Origin of the sequence: Pseudomonas sp. B14(2022), assembly GCF_012030485.1 — a bacterium.
Lineage (GTDB): Bacteria > Pseudomonadota > Gammaproteobacteria > Pseudomonadales > Pseudomonadaceae > Aquipseudomonas.
On the sequence record NZ_JAAUVM010000003.1, the window covers coordinates 318,312 to 342,199 of the forward strand.

The 23,888-nt window shown below is 57.8% G+C and carries 10 protein-coding genes; 5 read left to right on the forward strand and 5 right to left on the reverse strand.

Going from position 1 to position 23,888, the window contains the following annotated elements; all coding sequences use genetic code 11:
* Positions 1-2: 2 nt before the first annotated feature.
* The 4 genes from ptsP to treP form a co-directional block, all read right to left on the reverse strand.
* Entirely contained in the window at positions 3-2,528 is a 2,526-nt protein-coding gene (gene ptsP, locus HCF10_RS07280) for a phosphoenolpyruvate--protein phosphotransferase (RefSeq protein ID WP_167655132.1), read from the reverse strand.
* 61 nt (positions 2,529-2,589) lie between these two features.
* Positions 2,590-3,810, reverse strand: a complete 1,221-nt coding sequence (locus HCF10_RS07285) for a maltoporin (RefSeq protein ID WP_145338396.1) — start codon at positions 3,808-3,810, stop codon at positions 2,590-2,592.
* Positions 3,811-3,864: 54 nt separating this feature from the next.
* The gene (gene treC, locus HCF10_RS07290; RefSeq protein WP_167655133.1) at positions 3,865-5,511 is read right to left on the reverse strand and encodes an alpha,alpha-phosphotrehalase; all 1,647 of its coding nucleotides are present in this window, start codon (positions 5,509-5,511) and stop codon (positions 3,865-3,867) included.
* Positions 5,512-5,567: 56 nt separating this feature from the next.
* Positions 5,568-7,010: a PTS system trehalose-specific EIIBC component gene (gene treP / locus HCF10_RS07295; RefSeq protein WP_131697971.1), complete on the reverse strand. Its 1,443-nt coding sequence runs from the start codon at positions 7,008-7,010 to the stop codon at positions 5,568-5,570.
* A 238-nt stretch (positions 7,011-7,248) separates the two neighbouring features.
* Here treP and treR point away from each other — a divergent pair, with 238 nt between their 5' ends.
* From treR to HCF10_RS07320, 5 genes are all read left to right on the forward strand, one after another.
* On the forward strand, positions 7,249-7,953 hold the full coding sequence (gene treR / locus HCF10_RS07300; protein ID WP_131697972.1) for a trehalose operon repressor: 705 nt from the start codon (positions 7,249-7,251) through the stop codon (positions 7,951-7,953).
* 65 nt (positions 7,954-8,018) lie between these two features.
* Positions 8,019-11,078, forward strand: a complete 3,060-nt coding sequence (locus tag HCF10_RS07305) for a membrane-targeted effector domain-containing toxin (RefSeq protein ID WP_167655134.1) — start codon at positions 8,019-8,021, stop codon at positions 11,076-11,078.
* 228 nt (positions 11,079-11,306) lie between these two features.
* Entirely contained in the window at positions 11,307-13,379 is a 2,073-nt protein-coding gene (locus HCF10_RS07310; RefSeq protein WP_145338393.1) for a TerD family protein, read from the forward strand.
* 198 nt (positions 13,380-13,577) lie between these two features.
* Positions 13,578-14,357, forward strand: coding sequence for an alpha/beta hydrolase (locus HCF10_RS07315; protein ID WP_237683072.1), 780 nt, complete (start codon positions 13,578-13,580; stop codon positions 14,355-14,357).
* 329 nt (positions 14,358-14,686) lie between these two features.
* Positions 14,687-16,990: an autotransporter family protein gene (locus HCF10_RS07320; protein WP_167655135.1), complete on the forward strand. Its 2,304-nt coding sequence runs from the start codon at positions 14,687-14,689 to the stop codon at positions 16,988-16,990.
* Positions 16,991-17,467: 477 nt separating this feature from the next.
* Here the strand turns inward: HCF10_RS07320 and HCF10_RS07325 are convergent, their stop codons facing one another.
* On the reverse strand, positions 17,468-23,818 hold the full coding sequence (locus HCF10_RS07325; protein WP_167655136.1) for an ATP-binding protein: 6,351 nt from the start codon (positions 23,816-23,818) through the stop codon (positions 17,468-17,470).
* Positions 23,819-23,888 lie beyond the last annotated feature (70 nt).

Consider the following 23,888-nt stretch of genomic DNA (forward strand, 5'->3'; position numbering starts at 1 on the left):
GCTCAGTGCTCCACGACAGGTGAGGTTTCAACGGTGGCCGCGTGGTACAGGCGCAAGGCCTCGCGCACCTGGGCGGCTTCTTCCAGGCCCAGTACCTGACGGGCGATGGTCTGGCAGTCGACCAGGTCCAGCTCGCGCACGGTGGCCTTGATGGTGGGAATCAGCGGCACACTGACAGACAGCTCATCCACGCCCAGCCCGATCAACACCGGCACCGCCAGCGCTTCGGAGGCCAGTGCACCGCATACGCCCACCCACTTGCCATGGGCGTGGGCGGCCGTGACGGTGGTGGCGATCAGGCGCAGCACCGCCGGGTGAAAGCTGTCGGCCTGGCTGGCCAGGCGCGGGTGATCGCGGTCCATGGCCAGGGTGTACTGGGTCAGGTCGTTGGTGCCTATGGAGAAGAAATCCACATGGGGCGCAAACACATCCGCCATCAAGGCTGCCGACGGCACCTCGATCATGATGCCCAGTTTGGGCAACTCGCTGATCCCGAGGGCCTGGGCTTCTTCTTCCAGAACCTTGCGCGCCAGATGCAGCTCCGACAGCAGGCTGACCATCGGCAACATGATATGCAGGCGCGCCAGCCCGGCACTCGCAAGGATCGCGCGCAACTGTTCACGCAACAGCTCCGGGCGCTCCAGGCACAGGCGTATGCCGCGCAGGCCCAGGAACGGGTTGGTTTCACTGTCCATCGGCACATACGCCAGCGGTTTATCGCCGCCGACATCCAGGGTGCGCACCACCAGATTGCGCTCGGTGCCCAGGGCACGGGCGATGGCGCTGTAGGTTGCGGCCTGCTCATCCACGCTTGGGGCGCGATTGCGATCCAGGTACAGGAACTCCGATCGCAGCAGGCCGACGCCTTCGCCTCCCAGGGCCAGGGATTGCTCCACCTCCTGCAACGACGCGACGTTGGCGGTCACCTCGACGTGATGGCCGTCGCGGGTGATCGCAGGCACGGAGGCCTGCGCCACGTCACGCTGGCGTCGTAGTATTTGCTGTTGGCGCGCAGCCTCCAATTGTTCGATCTCGGCCAGGTTGGGGTCCAGGTGCAACTCGCCCTTGTCGGCGTCGAGCAGGACCTGTTTGCCGTTGGCCAGCGCCAGCACTTCAGGCCCGACCCCACACATGGCAGGCACGCCCAGGGCACGCGCCAGGATCGCGACATGGCTGGTTGCCCCACCGCCGACGGTGACAAACCCCAGCACCTTTTGGGTGTCGAGGCTGGCGGTTTGCGAAGGCGTCAGTTGCTCGGCGACCAGGATCGCGCGGTCGGGCAGGTCCCAGGCGCGGTCTTGAATACCGAGGATCAGTTTCAGCACGCGCTGACCGACATCCGCCAGGTCCGCCGCACGTTCGGCCAACAGGGCATTGCCCAGGCCCTGGAACAGTTGGGCGGTGGCGACCGTGGCGCTGTTCCAGGCAAACGCGGCGCTCTTGCCTTCGGCCAGCAAGCCGTGGGCTTGTTCCAGCAGCGTCGGGTCTTCGAGCAATTCCTGATGGGCACGGAAAATCTCCGCCTGGGCACTGCCTGCCGCCTGGGTTTGCAAGGCTTGCAGCGCTTCGTTTGCAGCCAACAGGCCACGCGCCAACGCAGCGCGTTCGAGGGTTTCTCCCGCCCCCTGTTCAGTCACCTTCAACTCGGGCTCAGCGACCTGAACCACTTGGCCAAACGCCGACCCCGGCGATGCGCAAACGCCTCGCAGCAGCGTCGTCGACGATACCGGCACGCGCGCTTCGAGCTGTGCAGCCGGCGCCGCAATGGCCTCGCCGCAGCCTTCAGCCAACAGCGCAACCAGCGCATTGATTGCTGCCTCGGCATCCTCCCCGGCTGCGCTGACTTGCAAGGTATCGCCCTGTACGGTTTGCAGCGCCATGATCGCCACCAGCGACTTGGCGTTGGCACTCTGGGTTTGCTTGTGCAGGTAAATGCTCGCGTTAAAACCTTTCGCCGCCTGGGCAAATACCGCTGCCGGGCGCGCGTGCAAGCCATTGGCGTTGGGCAAGGTCAACGGCTTGGAGAAGCGTGCATCGCCCTCCTCCTCATCGGCCTCCTCTACCCGGTTGCCGGGCACTACCTGCAACACCGGTTGGCCCCGTTCCACCAGGCCGCTTGCCAACGGCGTGAACGGCTCGCCGCTGACCACCAGCATCAAGGTCAGCAAACTGCGCGCGTTGAGCGCCACGTAGTCGGCATCGAATTCGATCAGTGCTTGCCCGGCTTCCACCCGCTGGCCTTCCTCGACCAGGCGGGTGAAGCCCTTGCCCGCCAGGCTCACGGTGTCCAGGCCGATATGCATCAGCACCTGCACGCCGTTGTCGTCGGTGACGCTGACCGCATGCCCACTGTCCTGGATATTACTGATCACTCCGGCCAGCGGCGCACACAGGGTCTGCGAAGTGGGATCGATGCACAGGCCGTCGCCAATCATGCGGCTGGCGAACACCGGGTCAGGCACCTGGTCCAGTGCCAGCAGCACGCCGGATAAAGGCGCGAGCAATTCCAGGGGTTGAGTTGCGGTCATGACGTCACCTGCTGTTTTGTTCTGTAAAAATCCTTGGGTGGATGCCTATCCCACGGATGACTTATTTCCACCAGTATTCAACCTGCACGCCAACGTTCGACCCATGCCGCGCGGTGCCATAGGCGCCGGTGTCGGACAACGCCGAGCCCGCCGCCAGTTCATTCGCTGCACGCTTGGCCGCTTCGTTCCAGGTCGCATAGGTGTAGTACAACCGCACTTCCGGCCGCGCCCAGAAATCCGGCCCCTTGGGCGACCAGGTCGGGGCGAAGGTAAATTTGCTCAGTTTGCGCGTGCCGCCTGTGGCATCGACCTGATCGTGCCCGAGTTCGGTGACCAGTTTGAATTGTTCGCTGATCGCATACGCAGGGCGAACACCGATGGACATCCAGGTCTGGTCCTGGCTGCCGGGGCGAATATCCTTCTGGTACACCGCTTCGATCTGCCCACCAAAGCGCGGGGTCACTTGCCAGTCGAAGAACTCCACGGCGCGATAACTTTTGCTGCTGTTGTCCAGGAAGGTATTGCCGGTGTAGCCCAGGCCGGTGCCGGGACCTTCGCCGTACTGCAGGGCGAATTTGTTCTTGCCGCCCAGAAAGGGTTTTTGCACATGCTGCGCGGTGAGCGCCCAACCGCTGTTGGTATCGCGCCCGCCGGCCTTTTCGATGTAGCTCAAGCCCAGCTCCAGTTCGCCGCCGGGGTTGGTCTTGAAGCCCGCCACGTTGAAGTCGTGACGGGTGGCGTATTCCTTCTGGTACAGGTTGTCCTTGCGCGAGAGGGCGTAGCTGTATTTCAGGTCGCCGATCAGCACGTCCTCAATACCGCCACCGGTGGCGCTCTGGTTCCAGTAGTAGAAGTCGGAAATATGGATGTCATTGCGTTTGTAGTAACGCCGACCGGCCCACAGGGAACCGCCATTGAGGGCCGGCAGGTTCGACCACTGCGCATACATCTGCGGCATGCGCGCCGAGCCGTTGTCTTCGCCCTGGAATTTAAGGGCGCGGTCGTATTTGTTGTAGAGGGATGCCATGGCGTCGACGCTGAGCACTGAGCCATCGTCGAGGGTCAGCAGGTCCTGACGCAGTTCCAGTTCGGCGTACTGCTCGCATTCGTTGCCCAGTCGGTATTTGGTTTGCGCCCCCGGCAGTTGGAAACATTGCTGCTTGCCACTGCCCGTTGAAGTCCCCGCACCGCTGCGTAAGTAACCTGCAAATTCCAGGGCCTGCGCACCGAATGGCAGGCTCAGGCAGGAGGCAACGAGGCCCAGCTTTATTGTTGTTTTCATGAAGCACTCCGATATTTTTATTATGTTTTTTTTGAAGCACCCTGCGCCCGGGGTTTAGTCCTTCAGATACAGCACGAACGATTCGTAGGGACGCAAGACGACCGTGGCCGTGCGTTGCGGGCAGTCGGGGTAATTGCTGATCAGCAGGCGTTGCTCGGTCGCCGCGCCGATCACGTCGTCAGGCAGTTGGATCTCACAGGGCTGGCGGTAGAAATTATTCAGCACCAGCAAGCGCTCGCCGTGGCCTTCACGCAGGTACGCCCAGACCTGCAGATGGTCTTGCAGCAGTTGGCGGTAAACACCCGCTTGAATCAGCGGTTCATGACGACGCAAGGCGATCAGCGCACGGTAGTGATGCAGCACGGAGTCGGGATCATCGAGTTGGTGTTCAACGTTGATCTGCGCGGCATTCGCCGGGATGCCGATCCAGGGCTCACCGGTGCTGAAGCCCGCATTGGGTTGCGCGTTCCACTGCATCGGCGTGCGGCCGTTGTCGCGCGACTTCTGCATGATCGCCGCCATGCTCGCCGCTTCGGATTCACCGGCATCGCGCTTGAGGCGGAAGATGTTCAGGGTCTCCACATCGCGGTACTGATCGATGCTGGCGAAGCCCGGATTGGTCATGCCCAGCTCTTCGCCCTGATACACAAACGGCGTGCCCTGGAGGAAGTGCAATGCGGTGGCGAGCATCTTGGCCGAGACCACCCGGTACTCACCGTCGTCACCAAACCGCGAGACCACCCGGGGCTGATCGTGGTTACACCAGAACAGCGCATTCCAGCCGCCACCGGCTTGCATACCCAGTTGCCAGTCGGAAAAAATCTGCTTGAGTTGCAGGAAGTCGAAGTCGGCCTTCACCCACTTTTGCAGGTTCGGGTAATCAACTTTCAGGTGATGAAAGTTGAAGGTCATCGACAGCTCTTTCGACTCCGGCCGCGAGTAGCGAATGCAATGCTCCAGGCTGGTGGACGACATCTCGCCGACGTTGATCAGGTCATGGCCTTCAAAGACTTCGCGGTGCATCTCCTGCAGGTATTCATGCACGTTCGGGCCGTCGGTGTAGAAGCGGCGGCCGTCACTGTTGTCTTCGGGGAAATCGGCGGGCTTGGAGATCAGGTTGATCACATCCAGACGGAAACCGCCCACGCCCTTGTCACGCCAGAAGCGCATCAACTTGAATACTTCGGCACGCACCTGGGGGTTGTCCCAATTGAGGTCAGCCTGGGTGTGGTCGAACAAGTGCAGGAAGTACTGGCCGGTTTGCGCCTCGTATTCCCAGGCCGAACCGCCGAACTTGGATTCCCAGTTGTTGGGCTGGTCGCGCCAGATGTAGAAGTCGCGGTAGGGGTTGTCGAGGCTGCTGCGCGCCTGCTGGAACCACTCATGCTCGATGGACGTGTGGTTGACCACAATGTCGAGCATCAGCTTGATGCCGCGCTTGGCCGCTTCGCTGATCAGCAGGTCGCAGTCGGCCATGGTTCCGTAGCTGGGGTCGATGGCGTAGTAGTCGCTGATGTCGTAGCCGTTGTCCCGTTGCGGCGAGCGCAGGAACGGCGTGATCCACAGGCAATCCACGCCCAGCCACTTGAGGTAGTCGAGTTTGTCCACGATACCCAGCAGGTCACCGGTGGCGTTACCCGCGTGGCTGTAGAAGCTTTTGGGGTAGATCTGGTAGATCACCGAGTGTTGCCAGTCTTGCATGGTGGGTTCCTTCAATTAATGGTGCAACGGTTCAACTTGCCCCCGATAGCGGTAGATCAGGCAACGCGATAACCGGGCCGAACAATCTTCATGCTCAACGCACAGGTCAGTACGAACGGCACGACAATCGCGATGACCATCCCGATCACAAACATCGAGATGGATTGCGGCACGATCGAGATAAACCCAGGCAAGCCCCCCACCCCAATGGCCGAGGCCTGCACCTTGTTCAGCGACAGGAAAATGCTGCCCAGCGCCGAGCCCACCAGGGCCGCATAAAACGGAAACTTGAAGCGCAGGTTCACCCCGAACATCGCCGGTTCAGTGATGCCGAAGTAAGCGGAAATCGCTGAGGTCGAGGCCATGCTTTTATCCCGCGCATTGCGGGTGGTGTAGAACACCGCGAGCGCGGCGCTGCCCTGGGCCAGGTTGGACATGACGATCATCGGCCAGATAAACGTGCCGCCTTGGGTGGAGATCAGTTGCAGGTCGACGGCGAGGAACATGTGGTGCATGCCGGTGATCACCAGCGGTGCGTACAGCAGGCCGAAAATCGCTCCGCCAACCATCGGCGCCAGGTCAAACAGGGTGACCACGCCTTCGGTGATCAGGATGCCGAGGTGACGGGTCACCGGGCCGATGATCGCCAACGCCAGCACGCCGGTGACGACGATGGTAGTGATCGGCACGACCAGCAGTTGAATGGCGTTGGGCACGCGAGCGCGCAGCCATTTCTCGATGACGCTCATCACATACGCCGCCATCAGGATCGGCAGGATCTGCCCCTGGTAGCCGACTTTCTCGATCTTGAACCAGCCGAAAATATCGAAGTACGGCAGGCTCTGGCCGTCGAGCCCGGCGACCGCCTTGCCGTAGTTCCAGGCGTTGAGCAGATCGGGATGCACCAGCATCAGGCCGAGCACAATGCCGAGGATTTCACTGCCGCCAAAACGCTTGGCCGCCGACCAGCCCACCAACGCCGGCAGGAACACGAATGAGGTATTGGCCATCAGGTTGATCAGGCTCCACAGGCCATCCAGGTTCGGATACGCCTCCAGCAGCGTCTGGCCCTCGATGAACATGCCCTTGGCGCCCATCAGGTTGTTGATGCCCATCAGCAGGCCAGCAATGATCAGCGCGGGCAGGATCGGCATGAACACATCGGAGAACACCCGCACCAGGCGCTGCATGGCATTGGTCTTGTCGGCGCCCTTCTTCTTCACATCGGCGATGGTGGCGGCGGCGAGGCCGGTCTGTTCGCGCAGGGCGGCGTAGACCTTTTCCACTTCGCCGGGGCCGATCACCACCTGGAACAAACCGCCGGTGAAGAATGAGCCCTTGACCAGATCGACCTGGTTCAACGCGCTGTTGTTGACCAGGCTCGGATCCTTGAGCGCCAGGCGCAGGCGGGTCACGCAATGGGCAGCTTGCTCAAGGTTGTCGCTGCCCCCGAGGTGCTCGAGGATCTCGCGGGCAATGTTCGAATAGTCGTGGCTCATGCTTGGTTTCCACTTTGATTTTTTTTATTGGGGGCAGTCATTGGCAGCACGCCGAAGCCAAAAGTACTCGTACAGACGAGTTAAAGCAACAACTCGTCTGTACGAGTTTGGATTTGTTTATTCCGTGCAGGACATCCCGTCGCTGCAAGCCGCACAAATCCAAGGGTCTAATGGACAAAGCCCCTCTCTGCCTCTAAGGTTCCTGCCTTGAACGCCAACGCGGCATAGAGCCCTATCCATGAGCAAATACAACCAGATCTATACCGATCTGCTTGCCAGCATCACCACCGAACGCCTGCAACGCGGCACGCGCCTGCCCTCCGAAACCGAATTGATGGACAGCTACCAGGCCAGCCGAGGCACCGTGCGTCGGGCCATCGAGCAGTTGCAGGAACGTGGGTTTGCGCAAAAGATCCACGGCAAGGGCACCTTCGTGCTCTCGCCCAACCCGATTGAGTTCCAACTCGGCGGCATCGTCAGCTTCCACGAAACCCACGCCGACCTGGGCGATGACGTACGCACCGAAGTGGTCGAATTCACTCAACTCCCACTGGAAGGCCCGCTGTTGCAACACATCGAGGCCGAACCCGGCAGCCTCATCACACGCATCAAACGGGTACGGCGCATCGGCGGCAAACGGGTGATCCTCGACATCAACCACTTCGTCGCCGACCTGATCCCCGGCCTGGACCAGGCGATTGCCGAACAGTCGATATACGCCTTCATCGAACAGACCCTGCAACTGCAAATCAGCTACGCCCAGCGCACCATCGAAGCCCTGCCCCGCAGCAAGGATGACCAGACCCACCTCGACCTTGATGGCCAAAGCCATGTGATCGTGGTGAGCAACCAGACGTTTCTGCAGGATGGGCGGCAGTTCGAGTACACCGAGTCACGGCATACGTTGGATAAGTTTTACTTCTCCGATATCGCCAGGCGCTAACTATCTACCCACCGCCCCTCTAAACGGCTTGGCATGCTCGGCTCTTCCCCCTTAAGGAGAGCAGCATGCCGCTGACCGACACATCCCCCGCAGCCCAGCAAAAACTTCGCGCCCTGGCCCCGGTGGTGCTGGATGCCTGCCCGAATATGCAGACGATGGCCATTGAGGCCGCCCGTGAAATTCTCGCCAGGCACGGCCTGGAGGGCCTGGATCCCGATCAGGTGTACTGGCACCGCTTCAACGGTGGTGTCGGTGACCCGGCAACCTTTACGGGCTGGAGCCACAATGAAAAACCCCAGGAGTCGATGACGCTGACGCAGTTGGTCATTCACCGCTTCGAGGTGCACGACCAGGACAATGCCGACCTGCTCGACGGTGATGGTGGTTTTTATCGCGAGGGTGCCGAGGCGCGGTTGTTCGATCAGCATAACCAAGTGCAGTTGTCCGCCAGCGCGGTGCTCAAGGACTTCTGGGCGATCAATTTCAGCGACCGCTACACCACACACATGGAGACATTCTGGAGCGTTCACTTCGACGACTTCCGCACCCTGGCCAAGGTCAACTGCCTGGCCCAGGCCCTGCAAGCGCGACAGGCCGGGCATCTCACCGAGTCGCAGTTGCACACAGTGCTTCAGGCCCTAGCCAGCAATCTGTCCTGGCCCCCAACCCTGTCCAACCTGCAAGCCGAGGTCACTTCAGCCAGCGGGCTGCGCGTGGCGGCGCTGGATATCGGCGGACATATCGCCACGGATATCCTGCGCATCGTCGACGGCGATGGACGGCAAATCCTTTATGTACCGGGCGAATCTCAGGCCTTCCACTGCTTCGAGACCCCGGCCGACCTGCATTTCTGGCTGCTGAACCAGACCAGCCACCCGGATAACCGCGCCCGCTTCATGGCTCACTTCCCGCTGTCCGCGCAGATCCAGCAGGACGATACCGACGCCGTAACCTGGAAGCAGATGCTGCTCACCCCCGTGCTGATCTATCGCACCGCCCAGGCCCTGGCGGGTACCCTGCCGCCGGACTGGGTGGACAAGGGCCTGGGCCACCAGCTCGACCAGCTGTTTATCGACTGGGGCACCTGGGATCACCACCTGATCAATCAAACCGACCAAACCATCGAACACGACGCCTTTAGGTGGCTGGCACAATCAAGCCATGCACGCATGCACAACGATGCAGACTTCTCCCTGCGCAGCAATGGCGACCTGCGCAAGAAACTCTGGATCGGCTACCTGAACGCCTTTGGCAAAACCTTCGGCCCGATGGCGGTGGCGGGCTGGCCGGTGGCCTTGGTGGTGGTAGGCGCCAGCGTGGCCAATCTGGGCCTGAATATCGACCAGGCCATCAACGGCAAAACCCTGGCCGAACGCCGTGCCGGGGAGCTGGATGCGATTCTGAGTGCCATCGACACACTGTTTAACCTCGCACTGTTGAAAGCCGACGGGGTCGTGCCCGATATCGCCGAAGCGGCCGACACCGTCGCGGTGGAACCCATTGGGTCAATGCCGGCCACAGAGCCCACCAGCGCAGCGCCGATGCCTGCGCCGGCGGTACCCGCCGCCTACCAGACCAACCTGATACTGGAAGGAGAACACCTGGATACCGCCCCCGGAAAGTTCCAGCAGGTCTATAGCCTGCGGACTTCCGACGGCATGCCACAGCAAGCCATCCTGATGAATGATCAAGCCTATTACGTGCGCTACGAAGCCAACCCCAACGGCCGTGGTTATTGGACGATTGTCGACCCGAACAACCCTCATGGCTTTTCCGGCGCGCTGCCGGTGCGCCTGAACGAGTTCAACGAATGGGAGCGTGTGACCGACAGCAACGGCTTGAAAGGCGGCGGGGGAAACTCCAGCAAAAGCGCCCGCAGGCCGGCACCCTCGCAAGTCCCACCACCGCCGCAAGCGATGGCCACGCCATCTCACGCACTGCGCAGGGTGACCACCCCCTTCGATACCCCGCCATCAACCCGCCCGGAAGTGAAACGCTGGGCAATGGGCCTCACTGAAACCCATGTTCACAGCCGCTTCGGCCGCATTGACCGCTTCACCTACTACTTCGGCGAAACGCACCGCAAACTGCTGCAATCGGCGCAAGACTTCTACAAGGAACTGTCCTGGACCCGCCTGCCTCCTCGTCCGGACATTCCCGCGTTTGAACCGACAACGGCCTTCGAAGACGTCCTCGAACGCCTGCCCGAAGACCTACCGGGCTACGTCATCGGCGAAACCCTGGACCGCATCACCAGCACCCGCCTGGTGATCCACAACATGCCGCTCTTTGCGCGCAAGGGCGTGAAAACCCTGTATATGCGTCGCCTGCTCAACGACTTCGCACAGGATGATCTGAACCACTATTTCCAGACCGGCGAAATGTCCGACGACCTGGAAAGCTACCTTGGCAAGCTGGGCACCGATCCATCCGGGCAATTCAACGAACTGGAACTGGTCAAGACCGCCAGGGCCAACGGCATACGCGTGCAGGCTATCGACTGCGCAGCCCATTACAAATACCCCAACCCCATCGCCGATCTTACCGAGCAAGTGACGAGCAATTACCTCGCGCACACCCTTATCCAAGCCGATAGAACCTTGAACGGCGGCGGTAAATGGCTGGTCCTGACCAACGCGAGAAACATCAACACCTTCAATGGCTTCGCGGGTGTCAGTGAACTGGAAGGTGGCATCGGGCTGCGTATCGAAGAGGTGCTTCCCGGGCAAGGTAACGACGTGCGCCTTGACCCCGGCATCGACATTGATCGCGACAATGCCCCCTCCCCTGAAAGCGTCGGGGATAGCTTCGACACCTTGCATGCCGACCTGCGAGTACAAGTGGAAGCGCCGCCGGTGCTCAGGACGCTGGAGCAACAGCAGCGACTGCTGTTTCGCAAAGGCATGTACTTGATCGACGAGAACCAGGGCAACTACACCTTGCGGCATCACAGCAGAGACAGGGGCATCGTTGCGACACCCATCCATCGGCTGGCCGATGGCAGCTTTTACATCGACCGACCGGCCTGGGCAGGCGTGCATGACATAGGGTTCCCCACGCTGGAAAAGCTGTCCAGCGCCCTTACCAATATGGGCATGAGTCTGCAAAGCCGGCTTCCAGCTTGATAAGTCTGGCGAAGCAGCTTGTTACCGTTGAGCTACGCAGCGACCTGACAAACAGATTCAACCTTACGTAGAATGCCCCCCGTGGCTATGGAACACCTTCCTTCTAACCTCTGATGACCTAGGGGTTTCGCTCTCCACACCGCGCCTGCTTCTTGCAGGCGTTTTTACATCAGTTGTAGAACAATGCAGCAGCTCGTCCAAGACAGCGGCCCAGGGAGAAAATCAAGCATGAATCAGGCGCTGTTCCTGCGTCGCCGTAGCAAAGTTCACGTCCCGATGGGCACTGGCGGTGCCACGCGCGCTCAGGTCGCGTCGGCTGTTCGTGAAGTCACGGCGTTCCGATGCGTACTGTCAGAGCCTTTGATTGAACAAATCGGCCTGTTGTCAGCGACAGAGCTCAAGTACTGGCTGCGCGAAATTGTCGGAGTCCTTCGGCGGGAAACTGGCGCTCATGTACACCACAGGCCGTTTTATCCTGACTTTCCAGAACAGGTTCTGACGGCATCAGAAGCGGAGTTGTACCTTAACGCCGTCAGGCACTACCTCACGCTTCGGCGTTTACCACCGACTGATCACCCTCGACCTGCGATGCTTGAAGGCAACTTCATATCCCGCGTTATCGAACCGGGAAGCATCTCTGAGTTCGAGTCACTGCTCGAACCGCTGGTTTCATCGCGCACCTCGCTCTCTGAGGAGGAAACTGCCGACGTCGTCTGGTTTATCCGAAACTACAAAAGCGATGTGTTCCGTCTGCTGCCTGAGACCGTCCCGTTCCGGGAGATCCGTGCACAGGTTGGCGGCGCACTTATCCTGCATGTAGCCGGCGATGCTCGGGTGGACGCATTCCTGGAGCGAAACGTCGAAACGGCGACTGACGTGCTGCGACTCGCGGTCGCGCTGACGGGGGGAGACGTGTCACTGACGACAGCGTCGACACGTTTCACCGCGATGAAGCGCTCAATGCGCCGCCTGCTGTTGCGCCTGCTCGACCACATACCCAACGCTGCAGAAGACGTGATGCGGCATGCTGAGCGATGGAAACGCCTGGCTGAAGTACTTCATCCGGGCGACTACGCCGATAAGTACCCACGAGCGCTGGCCGCCATCACGGCAGCACGTCGCAACGAAGCGCCTGACTCATTTGGATCACGTGTCGAAACATTACTTGCCCAGCGTCACATCGCCACGCTTACGCCCATACTGCAGGGCCATCCTGGTGAATTCGCACGACGGCTGGACGCGACGCTGCGGCGCGCCACTGAACCAGAATCGGTTCTTGACGCGTTCGAGGCGGTAGCGACACAGGTGTCGTCACCCGTCCTGCTGCAGCTGCTGGCCCAGGTACGTGCGCCGCGCCCCCTCCCCCTGCGAGCCTTCACACCGAAAGGTGCATTCGCCAAAATCTATGGCATCAAGGATCGACGCGAACCTCTCGCTCACGACGTACTGACTCGTGCAGCCAGAATCTGCGAGGGCGCACTCGTAACGCGTTTTGCGTCGCTACCACCACTAGGCCGCTGTTTCATCGATCCAGCATTACGCGAATACAGAGTGCCGCTGGCACAGCGTGCCTCATCGAAGTCGCTACGTACGCTGGTGCGGGGCAGTCGCTTGCCGATGCCTGACACACGTTTCATTCGCCTGTTCCTGTGGTGGAAGAACGGCCGTGAACGCACGGACATCGACTTGTCCGCAGCATTTTTCGACGCCAACTTCGTTTTCAAACAAACGGTCGCGTACTACAACTTGAAGGGTTTCGGCGGCTACCACAGTGGCGACATCGTAGACGCGCCCGAAGGGGCTTCGGAGTTCATCGACCTAGACCTCGATGTCCTTGTCGAGAAGGGTGTGCGCTATATCGTCACCTCTATCAACTCATTCACCCAGCAACCGTACTGTGATCTTCCAGAATGCTTCGCCGGCTGGATGGCCCGCGTCGACGTGGCGTCGGGTGAAGTATTCGAGCCGCGCTCCGTATTCGACCGTATCGATATCGCATCCAACACAGGGATCTGCCTGCCTTTCGTGATGGACTTGCAGGAACGACGCATGATTTGGGCCGATCTGGGGCTCACTTCAGTTCCTCGGTGGAACAACGTCCAGAACAACCTCAGTGGCGTATCGTTGATGCTGCGAGCTTTGGTACATACACCAAGGCCGGATCTGGAGACTCTGTTCGATTTACATGTTCGAGCACGGGGAGAACGAGTGACCTCACCGCAGCAGGCACAGGCGGTGTTTGCGCCTGATCAAGGGATAACACCGTTCGATACGGATTTGATTCGATCACAGTTTCTCTAATACCTATGCCAGCCTTTGCCGTTCATTGAAAACGACAGCTCTTGCTTCGAAACTTTCTACCCAAAAACAATTTGCCAGTCAGCATACTGATAAACAACCTACCGACGCCTCCATTGCCAAGCTGTGTTATGACACATGATGAGTAGACACTTTCCCTGTCGTCGGATATTGGCCGGCTTCTATAAAGCCTGCATGGTGATGATCAGTGCGCTTCTCATCGCCTGCCAATCGCCACGCGAGGCACTGCAACAACTGGCTGAAGAGCACGGCCGACAATTGGTGGTCCTGCCGGGACACGCCTTCCCCCTCGTCATACTTGCGCCGCGCACTGCAGACAAGATGACTCGACTGCGTATCTACCTGGAAGGCGATGGCCATTCCTGGGCGACGGCCACTCAACCCAGCCTGGATCCGAGCCCGCACAATCTGTTAGTGCCACGGCTGGCGGTCGATGATCCGACACCGAATGCGTACCTGGCACGCCCCTGCCAGTTCATCATGACCGCAGCCTGTCAATCAGCACTCTGGACCAATCGACGATTCTCTCAGGAAGTGGTCACCCGCCTCGGCCAGGCGCTGGACCAATTAAAACAGCGATATGGCAATAGTGAGTTCGAACTGGTGGGGTATTCGGGAGGAGCCGCTCTCGCATTATTGTTAGCGGCGCAGCGCAATGATGTTACCCAGGTGCAAACCCTTGCTGGCAATCTCAGTCCACGTCTGTGGGCGAAGATGAAAGGACTGTCGCCACTCGACGGTTCACTGGATCCGCTGGACTATCGTAATCGACTCGCCTTATTACCCCAGCGTCATCTCATCGGAGAAGCAGACCTGATTATTCCAGGTGGATTAGCTGATAGGTACCAACAGGCACTTGGCTCGCCTCTCTCTCGATGTGTCCATGTACCAGGAGTGAGCCATGATAGGGGGTGGGAAGCGATATGGAGCCGATGGGTTAAAACACCGCTGGCACATTAGAACCCTGAAATTCAGGGCGGGCAGGTCCGTTTAAAAACATCCACATACTATCCCCCCTAGTGACTGATCCGGGCGTGACCGCAACGGCACCCCTAAAGTTCCGCTTATTGCTGAATAATCGAAAAAACCCTCAAAAAACGTCTGTAACGTCGCATTTTTTAGCTTTTTTTTCGTCATTGGTTCTTTTTATGATGAATTGCCCTACAAGCATCGTGTAGATTTGCACGCGCTTGAATCAGCACTTCACTGACAAGCTGGCAGGGATGCCTAAAACAGACGCTGACGCGTGGGTTGCTCCCTGTCAGTTTCTGCCCTGTAAGGATACTGCCTTGAACATTTCCCACCTGCGCCGCTCGTTGTTGGCGCTGTCCGTCGCGGCTACCACTGCCACGGTCCATGCCGCACCCGCCCCCGATCTGAATCACGACCTGAGCACAGGGGCATACAGCAGCTCCGGTGATGTTTTCAATAACGCCACCTTCACCGGGACGTCGCAAAACGCAGGTATAGATCTGATGAATGTGACCCTGGCGGGCAACCTGATCAACCAGGGCAACATCAACCTGACAGCTGCGACCCCCACCGACTTCCCGTCCGGTATCGCCATGACCCTCAGTTCCAACGTCGGTGGCGACTTGGTAAATAATGGCGACATTACGGTGAGCGGCAACGCCGCCCTCGGGCTGGACCTGTATCTGGCAAATATCGCAGGTGAAGTGAACAACAACGGCAACATCACCGTGACTGGCGCAAATTCCGAAGGCATGCTGATCACCTCGACCCAGGCGCGCATCAATAACTCGGGCACTATCACCGCACGTGGCATCGACTCTGTGGGTATCGACATCGAGAAGGCACGCTTTACGGGTCAGATGACAGGCGCTCCCTTCAAGAGTGATATCAACAACAGCGGGACTATCTCCGCTGACGGGGTCGGTATCCGCTTTCGCAGCCTCGACACCTCCGGCGGTTTCGACACCCTCTCCATCAGGCAAACAGGTGGCCTGATCGAAGGCGGCACCGCAGCCATTCTGGCGGACGACAATGCCTCCCCTTCGTATTTCTACTGGCAGGGTGGTCAGGTCAAGGGTGACCTGCTGGGCCTGAGTGGTGTGCTGGTGCAAGGGGATGCGATGTTCGATGGCTCGACCATCCGCGCCGGTTACGTCGATATCGACGGTGGCCGCCTGACTCTGCTTCGCCCGCAGACCACGATCTTGGGCGACCTCGACATGGACAGCGACACTGCGCGCCTGCGCCTGCTGCTGGATAACAACACGCAGCCCAACACGCCGATCCTGAAAGTCACCGGCAATACCTTCTTCTCTCCAGGCAGCCAGATCGAACTGCAGGCTCGCTCCGACGACTTCCGCACGTCGACCCAGGGCACCCGCTACACCCTCATTAACTCTGGCACGTGGGAAGACCCGCAGAACCTGTCCGTGGTTTCCTCCTCGGCGCTGCTTGAGGTAAGGAACTTCGGCATCGAAGGCCAGGACGTGAAAGCCCTGGTTGCCACCCGCAGTGATGAGGTGATCACGCAAGACCTGCTGGGTGCCCGCGGTTCGCGCAACGCGGTGAACGCCATCACGCCGCTCAAGAACACGGTCCTGGGCCAGATGGACGAAAGCGACCCGGTATTCCAGCGTTTCGCCAACGCCGCCACCAGTGAAGAGCTGGCCAAGCTTGCCGAAACCCTGACCCCGGACGTCAGCCGTGGGGCGATCAACGCCGCCACCAACAGCCAAAACCTGGTCGCAAGTGCCATCAACCGCCGTGCCAGCAAAGCGCGTAGCGGTCTGTCCTCCGGTGACGTCCTGGCAGAACAAGGCGTATGGCTGCAAGCGCTGTCCAGCGATGCCAACCAAGACAGCCGCCACGGTATCGACGGCTACGACGCCAACACCAATGGCATCGCCGTGGGTGCCGACGGCAAACTCAACACCGATACCACCGTGGGCCTGGCTTACAGCTACCTGACCAGCGACGTCAAATCCGACCTGGGCAACAAAACCGACGTCAGCGGCCATGCACTGACCCTGTACGGCAACTGGACCCGTGACAACTTCTTTGTCGACACCTCGCTGATGTATGGCTGGAACGACAACCAGTCCAAACGCTATATCGCCGGCACCCGCGCCAAGGCCGACTACGACAGTGAGATCTTCGGCGTCAACGCACTGGCAGGCTACACGTTCCAGCTCGACAAGCAGTGGTTGCTGGAACCACAGGTCGGTGCGCGCTATGCCAACGTATCGATTGATTCGTACCGTGAAAAAGGCAGCTCAGCCGCCCTCAACGTCGGCAGCCAGCGTTATGAAATCGGCGAAATGGGCCTGGGCGCTCGCCTGGCGGCCGCTTTTGACGTAGGTGCGGGCAGCCTGGAACCGGAAGCCAAGCTGATGGCCTGGCACGATTTCATCGGCGACAAGGCCGGTACCACCTCCACCTTCGTGCTCGGCGGTACCCCGTTCACCACCACCGGCGCGACACCGGCGCGCGACAGCTACGAGCTGGGACTGGGCGCGAACTACCGCGTGGGCGCGTGGAGCGTGGGAGGGATGTACAACTACCTGACCAGCAGTGGTTTCGACGCCGACACCTTCACCGCGAATGTGCGTTACGACTTCTGATCAACGTGTTCGTCTGAAACAACAAAGCCCGCTAATGCGGGCTTTGTTGTTTGAGGCTGATGGTAAAACCAATAAGCGTCTGGCGATGTCACCTGACTAACTGAATATCACCAATACCATTGATGACGTGGAAAAGTCGCAAACACTCTGAATTTTTTAAAACAGATAGTTGCGGACCAATCCTACTCCCACTCAATCATCAATAAGTCGCCTGAACCCGCATGGCTAAAGGAATTGGCTGTGATCGACAAGGCGCCTTACCGTCGCTTTTACCGTCAACCATACAGAGCTTTTGTGGACGTATGGAGATGGAGCGATTTGCGGGGCGGCGGTGATTTTGAGCACCTTATCAACTAGATCACATCTTAGCTCGTTCTTGCTCGTCAAGAAACAACCAAGGTCTACTTTCCGGGCGCCATCCAGTCCAGTGCTTCCTATGACCATCCAGACTCTGACTCACCGTAGCGCAGAGCTTTTTCAAAAGACCTGAACGATCTTCGTAAACTTCCTCCATCTCATCGAAAACTCCGGCTTGAACCTATCTGTCGTTCGTCGCAGTTCGACCTTCGCGAAAATCTTTAAAGAGTTGCACGCTGAAAAATCCTGTAGCAAAGTGGTATTTACCTCAAGCAGACTCCCTGACGACCTAGGCTCATGAAGCCGTCGCTCTTGGTCGAAGGCGCTTTGCCACTCGATCACCCGGCCCAAAGCAGCGTCGTTCAAATCGCCCGAACCATATTGATCCTGAAAGCAGGCTACTGGGATCGCGTCATCCCACAGGGACGACAGTGCGGCAATTTCACCTGTCCTACGGCCTCGGAATTGCCTGCGTGATACGGCAACGAGAGAGACAAGCGCCCCCTTCTGCGGAATCGCCTTTCGCACAATTTCAGTCCGGTAGCAGTTCCGAAAGCTGTTGCCCAACCTATCACTTAGCGAAAGCAGGTCCGTCTCAACCACCATCTCGCCATTTTGACTCACGCCAAAGAGCTCGATTCGAGCAATACAGCACCTTGCAAACCGATCATTATTACGACCGGCACCGCGCTGCTCGGTGTATTCGAACAGCCTGGTAAAACCATCCACTGACTCCAGTGCACTGGCAACGGCCTGATCCGAATCGCGAAAGTTTAAAAAATCTTCCTCCGACTCAGCGAATGAGAGCCACTCAGTCCGCTTCGGTCTGGACACGGTACGAACCAAGCTATCAGTTGGATCGCGCAACCTGAGCACATCCGCATTCTGCATAGCGTATGCGTAATTGAACTCATGGGCGTCGATGAGATTTAAGATGCCCCGGTTGACTGCCTCCCGACACGCTTCGGTGAATGCCGGAGATATCTCCAGGCTGTCGAAATTAGTATTAATGTTGTGTCGGCGGTGGATGACAAGGTCGTTCTCCAATCCCATTGGTACATCGGGATAGCGCTCGTGCAATAGGCGCGCAATCTCGTCCTCGTAGATCTGCTCGTCCCTCGCTCCTTCACTAAAGAGCTCTACCAACCATCCCGGATAAGGGGGAAGACTTATGCCATCCTGCTGAACTCCCAATAGCGCCGGTGTGAGAGGCCGCAGCACACGGGGCACTGTTAAAGCACATTTCGCCTGCTCGCAGATTGAACCCACAGTTCCGCAATCGCATACGGCAGAAGCTACAGCGAGCCTGATGTTGAGATGCGCCTCCGACTCGGTGGCCTGTACCAACCAGCTTGCCCATTCATCACTCAGATCTGGACGAATGGTATTGAATGAGTGGAAGACCGACACCAGGTGTTCACGCGTGCCGGCATCTGAGAACTCAAGCCACTGCTCTCGGATCCTCGGGATGAGGTTCGGTCGTGCTACTAGGAGCCAAACGACCGCCTCCACACTCAGCAGCCTGATATCTACTTCCGGATACTGAAACAATGAGAGGAGATACCGGAGTACTTCGCCATCTAGATCGTCCTCGGGGGCATCTAGCCAACGGATATCGGTCTCTTTGGATACGAGGCCAGCAGTCAACCGCCGGTTGTGCATCGCCCAGGCTCTGTATAGCTCGACCCCATCGAGCCCTTCTTCACCCATCAATGTAATCAAGCGCGGAAGCCTAAAGATCAACGTCGTCGGATAGCGGCTGAGATGGTGAATGAACCCATTTAGAACCATCTTGCGACCAGCGAGAGGCTCTAGAGCAATGGCCAGATGAGCGATCTCCTGGCTGAGTTCGGTGTACTCGAAGAAAAAATCCGCGATGCAGACGCGAGCCTCCTCAACCAGTGTAAAGGCTTCCGTAGGCCGAGAAACCTTCTTCCGCTTGGCCAATTCGACAAATAGCCTAGCTAAAACCTCCGACGAAAGCCGCGATCGGCCAAATTCCAGCCATGAGTTCAGATCCTTGTAGGCTGCATTGCGAATCCATCCCGGCAGCAACTGCTTCAGCTCTCTCTCGACTTCAAAACCAACTCCGCCAAATCGCTGAAGTTGCTCGAACCACACATCAACATCGAATGCCTCTTCGACATTTCGATCAGAATTACTTCGGCCAACAGCTATTGCGAATTCGGCGACAGTGGTTTGGAGCTGATTATCGATCCGCTCCCTCTGACCCTCATCATTACCGTCCAAGATCTCCAGCACACGTTGGTCGAGCGTATCTAAAAGATCATCGACCAACGCTTGATTTTGCGCAGGAACGGCCTCCATCGAGACGGTCACCAGAAGCGCTCTCAGCAAGTCACTCCGACCATGACGCAACTCTCTTGAATTTCGGTCGCGCCTCTCGCTAGCTGCCAGCGTATCCAGCATTGAGTTTAGTTCGCGCAGATCTGGCGAGGCCTGATCAGAGAACTTAGAAGCCAAGACACCTTCATGTTCTTTTGCCATGACCTCAGTTGTGACGACCGGCTTGGAAAATCCATTTTTGTCGGTAGTTATAACTTCCGGTGTCGAAGGAGTCACCCACAGGCTCGCCCATTGACCCACAAGATGAGGCATGTCCTTTTCGACAAGGAAAACATGCCGCGCAAAACGGTACGTTTCTAAAGCAACCTCTACATTTCCTTGCTTCAGCAGGGCGACGAAGAATTCCCTCATAGCGGGCTCGGTTTCGTCATTGAAATGCCGGTAGTCCTCCCACCGACTCAATGTCTTCAGAACGGCCAACAGAAGTCGCCTTTCGATATTTCGGTCTTCAACTAAGGCTCCAAGCACGCTTCGCAAAGCCCGCTCTCGAGCGATATAAGGGTCCTCAGCGACCAATCCATGGAAGACCTTAGTCGGATACCAACGAGCGACTAATTCCAGAAGCCCCTCAAGGGCAATCGCCACTTGCTTGTCAGCACCGGTACCCTCCAACTGATGACTGAGTTCGAGTTGCTCTCTAATGCGCTGGAGACTCCCAGCTGGATCCGTTCGATGCGCAAGCTTAAGAGGGAACAATATTTCGCTGAACTGGTAGTCCTTGCGCGAGTAGACGCCGCATGCCACTAACGCTACTTCGTTCCAGAGCCTGATTCCTTCAGCGCTGAACCCGCACACGCCCCAGGCACGTGCAATGCCCAAGAGCTCTGTAGAAAGCGTCGCAGTTTCCTCCTCCAATCGGGCCGAAGCCTCGACATGCATGAGCAACTCACGGCGTATGGCGACCGCGTCGCTGGAATGAATCATCGACAACGATATCGCGAGTCCGCGGGTCGCAGCGGGGAACTTGCGGCTTCGATCGCTACGTAGCCAAAAGCGCGCGAGCGCTATGTGCGCGTCGGGTGACAGTAGCTCCTTTGCGCAATCCCAGACATGCTGAAACAGCAGGTGCACCGACGTTAAGTAAACGTATCGATCATGGTCGAGGCCGCCGTCGCCGTTCTCGTACTTGAGCGGTGCTGCTAGCCGACTACAAATCTCCTGCAAACGCAGAAAGTCTTCTGACTTCCCGTCAAGCCTGCTTTGGCTCACCCAGAAGTCGGCAAGAGAGATTAACGCAGAAACCAAGTCGGCCACGGTGCCCTGCAATGCAATGGCAGCCGAGCGCAAAACCTTTAGAGCGTCTGGCCGATTGAGCATGAACACCCGAAAATGAACGAAGGCACCTTCCAGTTCGCTGTTGAAACGATGATTCTTTTGCAAGAGTGATGGAATTTTGGGCAGTTCGACTGTCCCGACCGGGCTAAACGGCACTCGCAGAGACATCAACTCGACCTGAACCCAGCCCAGGTATTCTTGTGGAAGATCAGACAACCCATACGTGGAAAGGACCTGGGTCGCTTCCGCAGCGGCATCGGCACGTGCGAGTGCAATCGAGAGTGCTGCGTTCGCAGCAGCGTGCAGAGTTACCGGTAGTGCTGAGGCTTCGATCATTCGATAGATTTGATCGAGCGCTCCCCTGCAGGCCAAGTGCTTGAATATCTCAAGCAGAAGCGAACTGTTCAACCGATCATTCTCAATGTCGTTTGAGTTGTGAATCGAGAGCCCACGTTCAGATTTAGACTGCCACCTCAGTTCCTTAATCTCATCTAACAATACTTCCGGATCCACCACCTCACTACGTACCCGAAAAATAGAAACCAAGGCGTCGTAGTTCCCGCTAGACCGATGAGCAAGTGCCTCCCGCATCATGGCAACCGGTAGGGAACGACCGAGCCGTGCAACATGGTGTTCGGCGAAGGCAGCGAACTTCTCTCTCGAAACTAACAGTCGCTCACCGTCCCACACCATGTTGAGAGCAACATCGGAGAGCCCGAGGTCTAGCAAAACAATCGGGACGTCAACAGCCTCGAAATCCACGTTCTGTTCAATGAGCCCCGCTTGCTGAATCAGAAAGCCAATTCGGGAAAATGAAAGCAGATCATTTGCCTCGACGCTCGCCTGCCATACAGTCTTCAAGTTTTCTTGTATTTCAGCTAGGGGGCGGTAGCACGCCCATGCACGGGTTACCCATTCATCACCGCATGCACCCAATGCGTTATCGAAATGACCAAGTTCGAAGAGCAGGCGCAAACGGTTTCGCCAAGCCTCGTCCGTTTCCGGATTACTTTCGTACCAGGCTAGAATCGCCTGGGATATTTCTCGTCGATGCAGGCTGGTTCGTTCACTAACGAATTCGGCCAGGCTTGCGTGATGAATCGCATATCCTTTCGCCTCAGATACCCTCAAAACGTATCGCAGCGACTTCAGAACTCCTGCAATTTCGCCAAGGGACTGAGGTCGCCCCACTGAATGAAGTAATGTCTGCAGCACCTCAAGTGAGGTGTACTCCTCTCGAACAGCGAGGATGGCGAGCACATACGTTGCGTTTATGTTTGACGCCCATTCGTCCCACATACGCTGGTGGAACACGTCGATCTTCCCGTCACGCAATGTTGGCGCATTAGCCAGATAGTTTTCCCTCTCCCGATTGCTCATGGGGAGAAGCATCCCCGAAAGATACTCGAGGTAGATCGGCACCCCCGCCGAAACTCGAAACACTTTCTGAGAAAGGGAATCCGTCAAGCTGACGCCCCGCAGACGCATGAATTTTTCCACCTGAACCTCGTCGAATCGCTTGACCTTGATAATACGAGCAGGGTCATGCTGCAGGTGCGAAGCAATCGTCGGTGGAATCGCATCTTCATAGCGTGTTGTAAGCACAATCAGGACATTGTCTGGCACCTGACCGTCCAACACTCTAGTGAGTGGTTGGGAGAGTAAAGATAGACGCGATTGCCGATCTACATGATCGATGCCATCCACAAGGAAAACAAGGCGCTCCTTGCTGTCCGATAATGCATGAAGCCAAGAGTTCAGCAAGTCGACCGATGGACGCGCGTAGGTAGTAGGGAAATTGAAATCAGGGAACGCATCTCTCAAGCGAGAACATATTGATCTGACAAATGCTTCCTCTTGAAGCCTTTCATTGCCCAATGTTTTTTCATCGGGAATAAAACAATAGTAGCCAAATGTGATGTTCCTGCTTGCATGCAAATATTGCGTTAATGCTGTTGACTTGCCGGCCCCAGGTTCACCGATAACTGCTACAAAGCCACCGGGCAAATTCTGAAGCGCATTGTCTAGCGCAGCGAAGAGCCCCGGTGTTTCGACCCACAGTTTCTCATCGACCGGAAAGCGGTGACTTAGTCTCTCCGCAAAGCGATCTTCGAGTCCCAGTTTTTTTAGGATGTCTTTCGCGATAACCGGCTCACCGGAGATAGACCACTTCACACATTCATTAAGCAGCGTGCCGAACTGCTGCTGCTCAATTCCCAGCTGTTTAAGTCGAGCTTTCACCCGTGTGGCGAGCACGTCACGATCGTCATGAGCCAGCGTAAATCGCAACGCTTTGAGAAACTCGGCAAATTCATCCTCCCCATCAAATCCCGCCTCCTTATGTAACCTCGCCAAGGTATTTTTGTAATCGGGATACGACGCAACTGCGCACAAATCTTGATTGTCTAAACGTACAAAAGGATCGTGGTACTCGTTAATAAACTGCTGAAGACTATGTGGGAAACCTGACGCGGTTTGCTTGTTGACACCTGCCCGTCGCGTAGAAAGGAGTTCTACTATCTTGATACCGCTCTCGATTCGGATTTGGCGATATCCGCGCGCCAACTTCGCCCAAAGCGATACTCCATCCTCTTCCGCGAGAAGGCTGGCCAAGGTGAACGACGCATCAGCGTCTTCTGCCCACTTGACCTGAATGAAAGTGGTTCCCGAATTGGAATCGACAATAATGTCGTCGATGTGCTTGGCACGATCTGGGTTTTCAAGCGTTACTTGAACTGTATCGGAGCCCACATCGAGAAGATCCAGAAGGCGCAATGCGCCAACCAAATTCTGATAATAAAATCCTGCCTGCGCTTCGGCTCCAGCCATATGTTTCTTCCCTCACCAGATGCACGCAGAATTCCTGACGCTATGCTCGAAGCCGCTGCGTATTCGACCC

Bases quoted from the DNA above. Each gene is read 5' to 3' on its own strand.
- HCF10_RS07315 (WP_237683072.1), top strand. From the start codon at position 13,578: ATGATCAGTGCGCTTCTCATCGCCTGCCAATCGCCACGCGAGGCACTG.
- treC (WP_167655133.1), bottom strand. From the start codon at position 5,511: ATGCAAGACTGGCAACACTCGGTGATCTACCAGATCTACCCCAAAAGC.
- HCF10_RS07285 (WP_145338396.1), bottom strand. From the start codon at position 3,810: ATGAAAACAACAATAAAGCTGGGCCTCGTTGCCTCCTGCCTGAGCCTG.
- treR (WP_131697972.1), top strand. From the start codon at position 7,249: ATGAGCAAATACAACCAGATCTATACCGATCTGCTTGCCAGCATCACC.
- HCF10_RS07310 (WP_145338393.1), top strand. From the start codon at position 11,307: ATGAATCAGGCGCTGTTCCTGCGTCGCCGTAGCAAAGTTCACGTCCCG.
- HCF10_RS07305 (WP_167655134.1), top strand. From the start codon at position 8,019: ATGCCGCTGACCGACACATCCCCCGCAGCCCAGCAAAAACTTCGCGCC.
- treP (WP_131697971.1), bottom strand. From the start codon at position 7,010: ATGAGCCACGACTATTCGAACATTGCCCGCGAGATCCTCGAGCACCTC.
- HCF10_RS07325 (WP_167655136.1), bottom strand. From the start codon at position 23,818: ATGGCTGGAGCCGAAGCGCAGGCAGGATTTTATTATCAGAATTTGGTT.
- ptsP (WP_167655132.1), bottom strand. From the start codon at position 2,528: ATGACCGCAACTCAACCCCTGGAATTGCTCGCGCCTTTATCCGGCGTG.